The following is a 13680-nucleotide window of genomic DNA, read 5'->3' as shown; positions in this document are numbered from 1 at the left end:
GTGCCGGGTGGCGGCCCGCCCGCGCGGGTCCGCCCCCCGGTGCCGTGTGCCGGGCCGGGGCTCACGCCCGTGGACGGGTCGAAGCCACGGCGGTGATCCGCTCGACGTACTTGGCGATGACGTCCACCTCGATGTTCACGGTGGTTCCGGCGGTGAGGCCCCCCAGGGTGGTGGCCCGCAGGGTCTCGGGGATCAGGCTGACCTCGAAGAACTCCTCCCGCGCTCCGGGGTCGCTGACCGCGGAGACGGTGAGGCTGGTGCCGTCGACGGTGATGGAACCCTTCTCGACCACGTACGGGGAGAGGTGGGAGGACAGCCCGAAACGCAGAACGTCCCAGTTGTCGCCGGGATTCCGGGAGAGCAGGCAGGCGGTGCCGTCGACGTGGCCCTGGACGATGTGGCCGCCGAGGCGGCCGTCCACGCGGGCGGCGCGTTCGAGGTTGACCGGGGAGCCCACGGTGAGCGAACCGAGGCTGGAGCGGTCCACCGACTCCTTCATCACGTCGGCGGTGAAGGTGTCCCCGTCGCGGCCGACGACGGTCAGGCACACGCCGTTGACCGCGATGGAGTCGCCGTGGCCGACGTCGGAGCCGACCAGGGGTCCGCGCACGGTCAGGAGCAGGGCCTCGCCGCCCGCTGGTTCGATGGAGACGATCTCGCCGAGTTCTTCCACGATTCCGGTGAACACGCCCTTGCCTTCCCTTCGCCTGGTCGGCTCCGGGGCGTCAGGGGTGTGGAACGGGTCCACGGCAAGGCGGCACCGGCTCTACCGCGCGCGAGGGGCGCTGCGACAGGCGGACCGTCCCGACACGTACTGCCTCCCATCCGGACTTTCACCGTCGGTACCGGAATTTCACCGGTTCAACCGGCCGATGGATTCGGCCGGGTCGCGGACTGTCACCGCCGGTTCGGAATTACACCGACCCCGGAGCACGTGTTTGACTGTTGTCTCAACGATTCGGATCCTAACCCCTCGTCAGCCGGAACACATAGTCGGTGTGACACGAATCATCCGATTTCGCCCCTGTCAGAGGAGTCGTCGGGCGTGTCGGTGTCGGGTGTGTCGGCGTCGGCGCGGTCACCGTCTCCCCCGGTTCTCCGGGCGGGGCCCTCGGCCGGGACCGGGGCCCGGGGCCGTTCGGCCAGGCCGCTGCGCACGAACATCTCCGGGGCGAGGTAGGAGGCCCAGAGGGCGATCCCGGCGTAGGCGACGAACGCCGCGGCGGATTCGGCCAGCCCGGACAGGCCGCCGAAGGCCATGTCGACGACCACCTGGACGAGCACGACCACCGAGATGCCGAGGACGAAGCGGGCGGCCCGCGAGACGAGGGTGCCCCCGGCGCTGTACCAGCCGCGTCCGGCGAGCAGGGTGAAGCCGACGATTCCGCCGAGCAGGGCGCCGCAGACGGTGTACAGGCCGGTGAGGGTCTCCCCCGCCGGATCGATGGGGGTGGCGCCGTTCCACTCGACGGGCACCGCCCAGCCGTCGCGCACCAGCAGCTGCCACAGGGTCGCGGCCAGGCAGGGCAGCAGGGTGACGGCGAGGGCGCAGCCCACCCAGCGGACCGTGCTCAGTCCCAGCCACCAGGCGGCGATCCGCTCCTCCCAGCGCAGGGCCGCCCACAGCACGGCCGCGCCCAGCAGCAGGCCGACCAGGACGTCGCTGATGAAGTGCGCGCCCAGATAGATCCGCGAGAGGGAGACGAGCGCGATGACGGCGACGGCCGCCCACAGCACGGCACGGCGGCCGGACCGGAGTCCGAGGTAGCCCCAGGTGACCATGGCGCCCTGGGCGTGCCCGGAGGGGACACCGAAGCTGCCGTGGCTCGCGTGGGCCTTGATATGGGCGTCGAACCAGGAGGGGCGGGCACCGTAGAGCACCGACTTGAACAGGTAGTTCAGCGCGCCGGAGGAGGCGACCACGAGGAAGAGCCGGGCGCCCAGCCCGGGGCTGACGCACCAGAAGACCAGGGTGAGCACGACGATGACGACGGTGTGGGAGCCGAGATGGGTGACCACCCCCATCGGGTGGGCGAGCCAGTCCCCCAGCCCCTGGAGCCACTGGACGGGGGCGGTCTCCGCCTCCCACAACACGTCCAGGGCCACGTGCTCGGCCGTCCAAGCGTTCAACGCGCACTCCTCACGGGTCCGCGCCTGGCAACGCGCTCACGCCGCGCCGCTCCCCCGCACGCGTGGACCCGGAGGGGAAGACGGAGCCGCGACCAAGCGGAATCAACGACTACGAGTCGCACAGCCTAGGGCCGCGGGCCGCACGTGCACCACCCGCGCGCACGGCCGTGTCGGGATCGTTGCGCACGGGTGGCCTGGGAGGCGGACGCGGACCGGCCGGGTCCCGGACGGGGTCACTTCCGTCCGGATGCCTCCGCGGCCAGGGAGCGCAGGGACTCGACGGCCCCGGACGGGTCCTGGGCTCCGTAGACGGCCGAACCGGCGACGAAGACGTCTGCTCCCGCCTCGGCGGCGCGCTCGATGGTCTCGGCGCTGACACCGCCGTCGACCTGGAGCCAGACGGAGGCGTCGCGGCTGTCGAGGAGTTCGCGCGCCCGACGGATCTTGGGCAGGACCATGTCGAGGAACTTCTGGCCGCCGAAGCCGGGCTCGACGGTCATGAGCAGGAGCATGTCCATCTCGCCGATGAGGTCGGCGTAGGGCTCGACCGCCTCGGCGGGGTTGAGGGCCAGTCCCGCGCGGGCACCGAGGCGGCGGATCTCACGCAGGGTGCGCACGGGGGCGCTGGCGGCCTTGGCGTGGATGGTGACGCTGCCCGCACCCGCCTCGGCGTAGGCCGGGGCCCACCGGTCGGGCTCCTCGATCATCAGGTGGCAGTCCAGCGGGGTGTCGGTCGCCTTGAGCAGGGACTCCACGATCGGCAGGCCCAAGGTCAGGTTGGGGACGAAGTGGTTGTCCATCACGTCGACGTGGAGCCAGTCGGCGGACGGGGACACGGCGGCCGCTTCGTCGGCGAGGTGCGCGAAGTCGGCGCTCAGGATGCTGGGTGAGATCTGGATGGCCACGCGTGCAGTGTAGCCACGTGGCTCCCAGCTGCGTGTACGAGGTGGGACGGGGCCCGTTCCCCCTCACGGGACGAAAGGATCCACTCTTCGCCTTTACGACGTAGATTCGCCATGGTTCCCCTCCGGACGCGGACCGAGGGCCGCGGCGGCCGGAGTTCAGGCCTCCTCGCTCCTGCGGAGCAGCGCCAGGAACATCGCGTCGGTCCCGTGGACGTGCGGCCAGAACTGGACGTACCTTCCCTCCGGGCCGGTCGCGAGGTCGGGCACCTCGTCCAGGTAGTCGGCGGCGCGCAGCGGCGTGAGGTCGCCGCGCTCGGAGAGGATCCCGCGGACGATCGCGTCGGTCTCGTCCAGGTGCGGCGAGCACGTCACGTAGGCGACCACCCCGCCGGGACGGACGGCCTCGGCGGCGCTGTTCAGCAGGGAGTGCTGCAGGGTCGACAGATCGGCGGCCGAGGACTCGGTGCGCCGCCAGCGCGACTCCGGACGGCGGCGCAGCGCGCCCAGACCGGTGCACGGCGCGTCCACCAGCACCCGGTCGAAGGACCCCGGGCGCCACGCGGGCGCGGTGCCGTCGGCGGCCACGACCCGTCCCGCGTCGCGCGGGGCGCGGCGTACCGCCCCGGCCACCAGGCCGGCGCGCGCGGGCTGCACCTCGGCGGCCAGCAGGCGGGCGTCACGCTGCCCCGCCAGAGACGCCAGCAGACCGGCCTTGCCGCCCGGACCGGCGCACATGTCCAGCCAGCGGGAGTCGTCACCGTGGAGGTCGACCCTGGTCAGGGCCAGGGCGACCAGCTGGCTGGCCTCGTCCTGCACCGCGGCGCGGTTCTGGTGCACCTCGCGGATCGAGGCGGGATCGCCCTCGGGCAGGTAGGCGGCGAACGGCGAGTAGCGGGCCTCCTCGGCGCCGGCGGCCACCAGGTCGGCGACGGTGGCGCGGCCCGGCTTGGCCACGAGTGTCACCCGGGGGCGCTCGTTGTGCGCGGCGAGCAGGCGCTCGGTCTCGACCAGGCCGTCCTTGGACCTCTCCCCCAGTGCGCGGGCCAGTTCCTTGACCGCCCAGCGCGGGTGGCTGTGCGCGACCGACAGGTACCCGCTGGGGTCGACGGCGCGGTCGGGGGCGACCACGGACACCCATCCGTCCAGGTCGCGGGCGGAGACCTTGCGCAGCACCGCGTTGACGAACCGGCCGCGGTGGTGGCCGACGGCCCTGCGGGCCAGGTCCACGGTCGCGCTGACGGCGGCGTGCGGCGGGATCTTGGTGGACAGCAGCTGGTGGGCTCCCAGGCGCAGCAGCGGCAGGACCTCGACGTCCACGGAGGCGAGCGTGCGGTCCACACAGCGCTCCAGGACGGCGTCGTAGGTGCCCTGGAGGCGCAGGGTCCCGTAGGTCAGCTCGGTGGCCAGGGCGGCGTCGCGGCCGCTGATACCGCGCTCGGTGAGCAGGGAGGGCAGCAGCAGGTTGGCGTAGGCGTCGCGCTGGTCGACCGCGCGCAGCACGTCGTAGGCGGCCCTGCGCGCGGGGTCGCGGGGCGCGGGCGGTGATCCGGACCCGCCCTGACCGCCCTGACCGGGCCTGCCGCCCCTGCGGGGACGGCGGTACGGGGATCGGGACTGCTCGCTCAACGTGTGTGCCTCAACAAACCGGGGACGGGTCCTGGCGGGCTCCGGCCCGCCAGGTCGAGACTACGGCAGCTCAGCGGCCCAGTCGGTCGTCCTCGGTGGGACGCACGCCACGCGCCCAGTCGACCGCGGCCATGGCGCGCTTGCCCTGGGGCTGCACCTCGCCCAGGGCGACCGGGTGGGTGCTGGTGCCGACGACGACGCGCTTCTTGTCGGCGTGCAGCTGGCCGGGGTCGAGCGCCGGGGTGTCGGCGTCGGGAAGGGGGGTGACGGGTCCGAGCTTGAGGCGGCCGCCGCGGAAGGTGGTCCAGGCGCCGGGTGCGGGGGTGCAGGCGCGGGCCACCCTGTCCACGCGCAGGGCGGGGGCGGTGAAGTCGAGCTCGGCGTCCTGCGGGGTGAGCTTGGCGGCGTGGGAGACGCCGTCGGCGGGCTGCTCGACGGGGGTGAGCCGCCCGGCGGCGATGCCGTCGACGGTGCGCACGAGGAGTTCGGCGCCGGAGACCGAGAGCCGTTCGAGGAGTTCACCGCTGGTGTCGGTGGGGCGCACGCTCTCGGTGAGGGTGCCGTAGACCGGTCCGGCGTCGAGTTCCCTGACGATCTGGAAGGTGGAGGCGCCGGTGACGTCGTCTCCGTGCAGGATCGCGTGCTGGACGGGCGCCGCGCCGCGCCAGGCGGGCAGCAGGGAGAAGTGCAGGTTGACCCAGCCGTGGCGGGGGACGTCGAGCGCGGCCTGCGGCAGGAGGGCGCCGTAGGCGACGACGGGACAGCAGTCGGGGGCGATCTCGGCGAGCCGTTCCAGGAACTCGGGGTCGCCCGCCTTGGCGGGTTTGAGGACCTCGATGCCCTCGCTCGCGGCGAGTTCGCCGACCGGGCTGGCGGAGACCCTCCGGCCGCGTCCGGAGCGGGCGTCGGGGCGGGTGACCACGGCCGCGACCTCGTGGCCGGAGTCGATCAGCGCCCGCAGGGACGGCACCGCCACCTGCGGTGTTCCGGCAAAGACAAGCTTCATGTGTGCTATCCCCTCCGCTGGCCCGGGACCGCTCACCGGCGTCCGCGGCCGGAAGGCCCCGTGCGCGGGCCCCGGCCGGGAGGCGAAGAGCCCCCGAGCACGGTCTGTCGGGTTCCCAGTTCTACCAGTCGCCGGGAGCGGGGCCCGCCCGCGAGGGAGCGGTGTCGCCGCACCCGTGGAGGCGCCGGGACCGCGGCGCGCGGGGGCGTGCGCGGGTCGGTGTCACAGGCCTCTGGTAGACAGAAGAGCGATGACGACGCAGCCCGGCCAGCCCGACGGGGTCCTCTTCGACCTTCCGGAGAAGAGCGAGGCCCCGGCGGCCAGGAGGTCCCGCCGCCCGGCCCCGCGCAGGCCCGCCGAGCGGCTGCCGGTCGCGCGCGTGGTCGTGGACACCCCGCTGCCCCACCTGGACCGGTACTTCGACTACCGGGTGCCCGCCGACATGGACGAGGCGGCGGTGCCCGGCTGCCGGGTGCGGGTGCGGTTCAACAACCGCCGTCTGAACGGCTTCCTGGCCGAACGGGCGGAGGCCTCGGAGTTCGCGGGAAGGCTGGCCTACCTTGAGGCGGTCGTCTCGCCGGAGCCGGTGCTGACCCCCGAGATCCTGGAACTGGCCCGCGCGGTCGCCGACCGGTACGCGGGCACGCTGAGCGACGTACTGCGCCTGGCCGTGCCGCCCCGCCACGCCCGCGTGGAGAAGGAGGAGGCCAAGGCCGCCGAAGCCGCGGAAGCCTCCGGCGCCGGCGCCGCTCCGGAGGGGTCCGATGAGCCGGCGGCCGCGGTGGACGGGCCCTCCGGCCGGGAGACCGCCGGGGCGGGCCCGGAGGGGGTCGAACCCGACGGTGCCGGGCCCGGGCCCTGGGCGGACTACCCCGAGGGCCCCTCCTTCCTGCGGGCGCTCCGCGAGGGCCAGCCCGCCCGTGCGGTGTGGAACGCCCTGCCCGGCACGGACTGGGTGCAGGCGGTGGCGGTCGCCGCGCGGGAGACCCTGGCCGCGGGGCACGGCACGGTGGTCGTGGTGCCCGACGGCCGCGACGTCGAGGCCGTCGACACCGCGCTGGACCTCCACCTCGGCGAGGGCCGGCACGTGGCGCTCACCGCCGACCTGGGACCCGCCGAGCGGTACCGGCGGTGGCTCTCGGTGCTGCGCGGGCGGGTCCGGGTGGTGGTCGGCACGCGCGCGGCGGTGTTCGCGCCCGTCCGCGACCTGGGGCTGGTGGTGCTGTGGGACGACGGCGACGACGTGCACGTCGACCCGCACGCCCCCTACCCGCACGCGCGCACGGTGCTGTCGATGCGCGCGCACCGCGCGGGGGCAGGTGCCCTGATCGGTGGGCACACCCGCACCACCGACGCCCAACTGCTCGTCGAGTCGGGGTGGGCCCACCCCCTGACCGCCGACCGCGCCACCCTGCGCCGCCGCGCGCCGGTGGTGCGTGCGGCCGGGGACGACCGGGAGCTGGCCCGTGACGAGGCGGCGCGGTCGGCGCGGATGCCGAGCCTGGCCCTGCGCGCGGCGCGCGAGGCCGCCCGCACCGGGCCCGTGCTCTTCCAGGTGCCGCGCCGGGGCTACCTGAACACGCTGGCGTGCGCCGGATGCCGCGAACCCGCCCGCTGCGACTCCTGCCGGGGCCCGCTCGCGGTGCGCGGCTCGCACGCCATGCCCTCGTGCGGCTGGTGCGGCCGCGTGGCCGGCCAGTGGGCGTGCCCGGAGTGCGGCCTCACCCGAATGCGCGCCGTGGTGGTGGGCGCCCGCCGCACCGCCGAGGAGCTGGGCCGGGCCTTCCCCTCGCTGACCGTGCGCACCTCGGGCCGCGAGGAGGTCCTGTCGCGGGTGGCGGACGCTCCGTCGCTGGTGGTGGCGACCCCGGGCGCCGAACCGGTGGCGGAGGAGGGGTACGCGGCGGCGGTGCTGCTGGACGGCTGGGCGCTGCTGAACCGGATGGACCTGCGCGCCTCGGAGGAGGCGCTGCGGCGCTGGTTGAACGCTGCGGCGCTGGTGCGGCCGGGCGGCACGGTGGTGGTGTCGGCCGACGTCTCGCTGCCGGTGGTGCAGTCGTTCGTACGCTGGGATCCGGCGGGCTTCGCCGAGCGCGAGCTGGCGGAACGCCGCGAACTGGGCTTTCCCCCCGCTGTGTCGATGGCATCGGTCACCGGCGGCCCGGAGCACGTGCGCGAGCTGCTCGACCAGATCCGGCTGCCCGAGGACACCGAACTGCTGGGACCGGTGCCGGTGGGCTCGGACCGCGCGGTCGGCCCGGACGGCACCCACCAGACGGAGCGCGCGCTGCTGCGGGTGCCCCGCACCGGGGTGGGGGCGCTGACCCGGGCGCTGAAGGCGGCGGCCTCGGCCCGCAGCGCGCGCCGGGACGAGCACCTGGCACAGGTGAGGGTGGACCCGTTGCACGTGGTCTAGAGCCCGTGCGGTGCGCTCCCCGGGGAAACCGGTGGAGAAACCGCCGGAGCGCGTGGAGACTGTCCGCCATGGCAGACTCCGCCGCGGACCTCCTCGACTCGGTGGCCGACGTCTACGACGAGTCGGTGCCCTTCTTCGCCGCCTTCGCGCGACGGCTGACGGCCTGGGCCGGGCCGCCGCCCGGGGCACGGCTGCTGGACCCGGGCGCCGGGCGCGGAGCCGTGTCCCTCGCCGCCGCCGAGGCGCTGGGTCCCTCGTACGCGGTCCTGGCCGTGGACGCCTCACCCCGGATGGTCGACGCCCTGGCGGCGCTGCCGGTCCCCGGACTGCGGGCCCGCGTCATGGACGCCGCCGCGCTCGACCTTCCCGACCGCTCCCGCGACGCTGTGCTCAGCGCCCGTATCCGGCGCGGTACAGGTCGCGCAGCACCGCCACCTCGGCCCCGTGGTGGATGACCTCCCGGTTGAGGTGGAGCACCAGCGCGACCATCGGGAGGTCGCCCCACTGGGACGACTCGGCGCCGCCCACGGGAGCGGCCAGGCCGTCCTCGTCCAGCGCCTGGACGTGCTCGGACCAGGTCTCGTAGGCGTGGCGCAGCCGCTGCTTGGCGTCGGTGGCGGTCGCGGGCCAGTCGACGCCCCGGCTCGTGACGGTGCGGTCGCCGAAGTGCCAGTTGATGCGGGTCTCCAGCACGTCCACGACGATGTGTCCGAGCCGCCAGGCGATGGTGGTCGCCGGCGGCGGATCCGGTTCGGGGACGGTCGAGTCGGGCTGGTGCCGTCCGTCCCGCACCTCGCGGACGGTCCAGGCGTCGGGCACCGGCTTCCAGAGGAACTCCTCGTCGGTGAGCCCCTCCAGCCGGGGCCACAGGGAGTACTCCCAGTAGAACTGGAGCTGAGCCAGGACCTCACCGGTCCAGTTCACCGCCATCGGCGCGTTTCCCTCCCCCGTTCGGGTGCCCGTCGGCCGAGTCCCGCCAGGATTCCGGTGCCCTGGCCGGACACGTCCTCGTCAGGGTAGGGCCACCACCCGATGTCGGCGACCCCCGGTTCGACCGGGTGGAAGGGGGAGAAGGCGCGCTCGACCACCGCCCGCGGCGCCGGGGAGGCGAGTGCGAGGTAGCCGCCGCCGCGCATGAGGGCGTGCAGGTCCCCGATCCCGGCGGGTGGGTCGTCGGCGGGGAAGGGCCGGGTCATCAGAACGGCGACGGGCTCGTCGAAGTCGACGAGCCCGGAGGTGCTGAGGCGGCGCAGGAGCGTGTCGGATCCCGAGCCGTCCCCGGAGAGCACCGTCGTGCCCGCACCGGAGAGCATGCCCGCCGCGCCGGACGGGGCGACGTGGACCACCGAGGCCTCGGGGCCGGCGGTGTGGACGCGCTCCGCGGTGCCGGGCACGGGACATCCCCAGTCGACGAACTGGCGCACGCCCGCGTCGGCGCACAGGTAGTCGATCACCCGCCCCAGGAAGGCCTGGTGCAGACGAGTGTGTCCGGTGTGCGGCGGATCGGCCGGGTCGCCCCCTCGTGCGTCGAGGCTGACCACGCGCGACCGCCGGCCGGGGACCGGTACGGGTCCGCGCCCGCGGAACACGGCCCTGAGCGGACCTGTCTTGGGTCCTCGGACGTTGGTCACGATCACGCTCCCCCAGCCGGTTCGCTCGCGGGAGGCAGGACGCGCCACGGGAGGGCCGGTCGGGCCCGGGTAGCGTCGCGCCATGCCGTCAGGGCCCGATGGTACCGCCTGGGAGAGTGATCCTCAGCACATGGTTGAGTGGTATGTGCCCTATTTCGCCGTTTGCGGAGTCCCGTGGTCCGGGGGAGCCGCCCCGCCGCCGGTCAGCCTGCGTGCGGGCAGCTCCGCGCACAACCAGGCCACGACGGCGACCACCAGCACGGTCGCGGGCAGCAGCCACAGCGGCCCGTCGGGCCATGGGCGCCCCAGGAGCCCCATCCCGGCGAAGACCAGGGGCACCGCCGAGGCCAGGACACCGGCGACGACGGCACCGACCGCGATCATGGCGGCCTCCCGGCGCAGCAGCGACCGGATCTGCGGCGGGGTCATCCCGACGGCGTGCAGGGCGTCGGTCTCCGCGCGCCGCCGCAGGGTCTGGGCGGAGAGGCGGTTGGCCACCGAGAGCAGCACGTATCCGGCCAGACAGAGCAGCACCGCGAAGTTGAGCACCGCGTTCGCCCCGAGCTCGCCCGCCGCACCCTCTCCCGCGGTGTCGGCGACCTCCACCCCCGGACGGTCCAGCACCACCCGTTCGAGTGCCTCCCGGGCCCCGGTCTCCCGGCCGGGTGCGGCGAGCACCCGCAGCTCGGCGTCCAGACCGCCGGTCAGGTGTCCCCGCGCCAGGTCACGTGAGACCAGGGCCCCTCCGAAGCCGAGTTCGCGTTCGTACAGCGCGACCACCTCGGCGGCGACCTCGGCGCCGTCCCCCATCCTGAACGTGAGCGTCTGCCCCGGCCCCGCTCCGAGGGACCGCGCGGCCTCCGTTCCCAGTGCGACCGTGTCCCCGGTCAGCGCGTCCAGACCGCCCTCGGTGACTCCGACGTCGAGGACCTCCTCCGCTCCCGGCCCCAGGACCAGAGCGGGCACCTCCTCCAGCAGCGGCTCCTCCCCGAACCGGCTCTGGGCGCCCCACACGAGCGTGGTCGGCGTACCGGTGACGGCGGCGGCGACGGACGGCTCGCCCCGCACGGTCTCGGCCAGGCCTTCCGGGAGGCCGCCGAGCGCGGGCGCGGTCACCGTGTGGTCGGCGATCTCGCCGTCTCCGCGCTGCGCCGTCTGCGCGGACAGCAGCGTGGTGTTGACGTAGCCCTGGCTGAGGGCGAAGGCCACCAGCATGGCCAGCGCGCTGACCGCTCCCGCCACCCGGTGGGAGTGGCCGTGCAGGTTGCGCACCGCCAGCCAGGTCACCGCGGAGGTGCGCGCGGGCAGGAGGCGACCGAGTCTCCCGCTCACCTCCCGCAGGAGGGCGGGACCGACCAGGGCGAGGCCGATCACCGCGGTCAGGCTCGCCGTGGCCGGGCCGACGGCGGCCATCTCGTTGCTCAGTACCAGCGCGGGCACCGACGCGGCCACCGACGCCAGTAGCAGCAGCGCCCCGGCCCAGGCCCGCCCCCGGCCCGGCGCGCGCGGCTCGGCGACGGACTCGGCGAGGGCGTCGGTCGGCGGCGCGGCGGCGGCCCCGCGGGAGGCGGTGAACACGGCCAGCCACACGGCGAGCGGCAGCAGCACGGCCGTGGCCAGGGCGGGCAGCGGACCGAGGACCGGTGGCAGGTTCGGCGGGACGAGGCCCAGGGCCGCGAACCACTCCAGCGTGCGTCCCGCCAGCAGGTAGCCCGCGCCCACGCCGAAGGGCAGGACCGCCAGGGTGACCAGGAGGTTGGGTACGGCGACCAGACGGCGGACCTGCCGGGGTGTGGCGCCCACCGCCCGCAGCAGCGCCAGGTCGCGCCGCTGGGCGGCGACGGAGACCGAAAGCGTGCCCGCGACGGTGAGGCCGACGGTCATGGCCAGGACGCCACCGAGCGAGCCGGAGACCATGAGCAGGAGGCCGCGTGCGGCACCGGCGGCGGGGGACTCGGCCTCGCCGATCCGGTCCCCGGTCCGCACGAGGGCGTTCTCGCCGGCCAGGGCCTCCTCCACCGCCTCGGTGAGCCGGTCCTCCCCGACACCGGGGGCGGCGCGCAGCCCGACCATGTCCACGGTGCCCTCGCGGGGCCCGGAGGTCCGTCCCGCCGACTCGGCGGCGGTGTCGTCGGCGAACAGGACCGCGGTGCCGCCGGTGTCGAGCACACCCGAGAGCGTGTGGTCGGCGGTGCGGCCCGCCGCGGTGATCCGGACCTCGTCACCGACGGCCGCTCCCGCGGCGGCGGCCGTGGCCGCGTCCAGGACCACCTCGCCCGGCCCCCGCGGTCCCTCCCCCTCCAGGGCGGCCTCCTCCAACAGCGCGGCGGAGGACCACCCGTGGCCGGTGGCGCGGGGGTCGGCCCCCGTGACGATCCCGTCGCCGGTGTGGACGGCGGCCGGGAATCCGACGTCGCCCACGGCGGCGCCGACCTCGGGCAGGGCGGCCAGGCGGCCGACGAGTCCCTCGGGCAGCGCGGCCCGCTCGGGCAGGGGTACGTCCAGGTCCTCCGGCCGCTCCACCGTCTGGGGCGCGGTGACCACGGCGTCGGCGCCCAGGAGGCGCTCGGCCGGGACGACCGAGCGCAGCCCGGTGTCGGCGAGCACCCCGCCGACGGTGACGAACGCCGATCCGCCCAGGACCGCCACGGCGACGGCGACCAGCACGCCGGCGCGTCCGCGCGACAGTTTCAACGCGAGCGGCCCGCGTCCACCGATGGGGGCCGGACGCGTGCCCGTTCCGGACGTCATCGGCCCGCCCCCGCCCCGGTCGTCTCCAGGAGGGCCAGGTATCCGGCCAGGTCCACCGCGGAGGGCTCCCGCAGCACGTCGGCGACGCGACCGTCGGCCATGACCGCGGTGGCGTGCGCCCGGGCGGCGGCCTTGGGGTCGTGGGTCACCATGACGACCGTCTGCCCGAGGTCGTCCACGACCTCCCGCAGCAGGCCCAGGACACCGTCGGCGGTCGCGCCGTCGAGCGCTCCGGTGGGTTCGTCGGCGAAGACGATGTCGGGGCGCGAGGCCAGGGCGCGCACGATCGCGATCCGCTGCTGCTGGCCGCCCGACAGCTCCGTGGGCCGGTGGCGCAGCCGTTCCCCGACCCCCATCCGGTCGACGAGTCCGCGCAGCCAGTCCTGGTCGGGGACCCGTCCCGCCAGGCGCAGTGGCAGGGTGATGTTCTCCTCCGCGGTGAGGGTGGGCACCAGGTTGTAGGACTGGAAGACGAAACCGACCCGCTCCCGGCGGAACTCGGTGCGGCGGGGCTCCCGCAGGGCGCCGATGTCGGTACCGCCCACCACCACCGAGCCGGACGTGGGCCTGTCCATGCCGGACGCGCAGTTGAGCAGGGTGCTCTTGCCCGATCCGGACGGTCCCATGACGGCGAGGAACGTTCCGCGCGCCGCTCGGAGCGACACTCCGGCCAGCGCGGAGACCGTGCCCTCGCCGTCGGAGTAGACGCGGTGGACGTCGGTGAGCCGCACGGCGTCGCCGCCCGTGTCGGTCGCGTCGGGAGCCGGTCCGGTGGACGCCGTACCCGTCCGGATCATCGGTCGCCCCTCCGCGCCGACACGATCAGGAGGACCAGCGATACCAGGGCGGCGACGCCGAAGGCCGAACCGACCAGCTCCTCACCGCTCAGGGACAGGGTGGCGTTGGCGGCGGCGAGCACGACGAACAGGACTCCGAGCAGAACCAGCAGGGCCTTGCGGCCGGGCGTGCGCGAGGACCGCGGAGCCGGGGCGGAGGGGGAGGGCCGTGTCTCGCTGTGCGCGGCGTCGATGCGGTAGGGGTCTTCGGACATGGGGCCTGCTCCCGGTGGTCGGATGGGGCGGACGACCACGGCCGACGGATCGTCCGCCGTGTCGCCTCCGACGCTACGGAACGGCGGTCCACCGGAACATCCCGCGTACTGGCCGGCCCCTACTACAGCCAGCTGTACCCAAGGGGGTCCACCCCGCCGCAGGG

At 74.9% G+C, this 13680-nt stretch carries 12 protein-coding genes and 1 riboswitch; of the genes, 2 read left to right on the top strand and 10 right to left on the bottom strand.

Annotation, left to right across the window (positions count from 1 at the left end; all coding sequences use genetic code 11):
- Window positions 1-61: 61 nt before the first annotated feature.
- The 5 genes from FYX01_RS16820 to fmt all read right to left on the bottom strand — a co-directional run bounded on the left by FYX01_RS16820 (window position 62) and on the right by fmt (window position 5667).
- A complete protein-coding gene (locus FYX01_RS16820) occupies window positions 62-688 on the bottom strand; it encodes a riboflavin synthase (RefSeq protein WP_150242445.1) in 627 nt (208 codons plus the stop codon).
- 119 nt (window positions 689-807) lie between these two features.
- Window positions 808-938, bottom strand: a riboswitch (FMN riboswitch).
- Window positions 939-1008: 70 nt separating this feature from the next.
- Window positions 1009-2130 carry a phosphatase PAP2 family protein gene (locus FYX01_RS16815; protein ID WP_223830505.1) on the bottom strand — a complete coding sequence of 374 codons (1122 nt, stop codon included), beginning with the start codon at window positions 2128-2130 and terminating at the stop codon, window positions 1009-1011.
- Window positions 2131-2363: 233 nt separating this feature from the next.
- A complete protein-coding gene (gene rpe / locus FYX01_RS16810; RefSeq protein ID WP_150242443.1) occupies window positions 2364-3035 on the bottom strand; it encodes a ribulose-phosphate 3-epimerase in 672 nt (223 codons plus the stop codon).
- A 156-nt stretch (window positions 3036-3191) separates the two neighbouring features.
- Window positions 3192-4661 (bottom strand): RsmB/NOP family class I SAM-dependent RNA methyltransferase, encoded by a 1470-nt coding sequence (locus FYX01_RS16805; RefSeq protein ID WP_150242441.1) that lies wholly within the window; start codon window positions 4659-4661, stop codon window positions 3192-3194.
- 70 nt (window positions 4662-4731) lie between these two features.
- Window positions 4732-5667: a methionyl-tRNA formyltransferase gene (gene fmt, locus FYX01_RS16800; protein WP_150242439.1), complete on the bottom strand. Its 936-nt coding sequence runs from the start codon at window positions 5665-5667 to the stop codon at window positions 4732-4734.
- Between the two features lie 250 nt (window positions 5668-5917).
- Between fmt and FYX01_RS16795 the strand changes: the two genes are divergently transcribed.
- Entirely contained in the window at window positions 5918-8083 is a 2166-nt protein-coding gene (locus tag FYX01_RS16795; protein ID WP_150242437.1) for a primosomal protein N', read from the top strand.
- 68 nt (window positions 8084-8151) lie between these two features.
- Window positions 8152-8538, top strand: coding sequence for a class I SAM-dependent methyltransferase (locus FYX01_RS16790; protein ID WP_150242435.1), 387 nt, complete (start codon window positions 8152-8154; stop codon window positions 8536-8538).
- Here FYX01_RS16790 and FYX01_RS16785 read toward each other — a convergent pair.
- The 5 genes from FYX01_RS16785 to FYX01_RS16765 form a co-directional block, all read right to left on the bottom strand.
- Window positions 8474-9013: a DinB family protein gene (locus FYX01_RS16785; RefSeq protein WP_150242433.1), complete on the bottom strand. Its 540-nt coding sequence runs from the start codon at window positions 9011-9013 to the stop codon at window positions 8474-8476. The genes FYX01_RS16790 and FYX01_RS16785 overlap by 65 nt on opposite strands.
- Window positions 9004-9714: an SAM-dependent methyltransferase gene (locus FYX01_RS16780; RefSeq protein ID WP_190394359.1), complete on the bottom strand. Its 711-nt coding sequence runs from the start codon at window positions 9712-9714 to the stop codon at window positions 9004-9006. The genes FYX01_RS16785 and FYX01_RS16780 overlap by 10 nt, the downstream gene beginning before the upstream one ends.
- Before the next feature lie 150 nt (window positions 9715-9864).
- Window positions 9865-12465, bottom strand: coding sequence for an ABC transporter permease (locus FYX01_RS16775; protein WP_190394358.1), 2601 nt, complete (start codon window positions 12463-12465; stop codon window positions 9865-9867).
- Window positions 12462-13262 (bottom strand): ABC transporter ATP-binding protein, encoded by an 801-nt coding sequence (locus tag FYX01_RS16770; protein ID WP_150242429.1) that lies wholly within the window; start codon window positions 13260-13262, stop codon window positions 12462-12464. The genes FYX01_RS16775 and FYX01_RS16770 overlap by 4 nt, the downstream gene beginning before the upstream one ends.
- Entirely contained in the window at window positions 13259-13516 is a 258-nt protein-coding gene (locus FYX01_RS16765; protein WP_150242427.1) for a hypothetical protein, read from the bottom strand. The genes FYX01_RS16770 and FYX01_RS16765 overlap by 4 nt, the downstream gene beginning before the upstream one ends.
- Between the last annotated feature and the right edge of the window lie 164 nt (window positions 13517-13680).

This window comes from Nocardiopsis quinghaiensis (genome assembly GCF_008638365.1).
Classification (GTDB): Bacteria; Actinomycetota; Actinomycetes; order Streptosporangiales; family Streptosporangiaceae; genus Nocardiopsis; species Nocardiopsis quinghaiensis.
The sequence above is the reverse complement of the archived record's forward strand: the minus strand, read 5'-3'. Positions and strand labels throughout refer to the sequence as shown.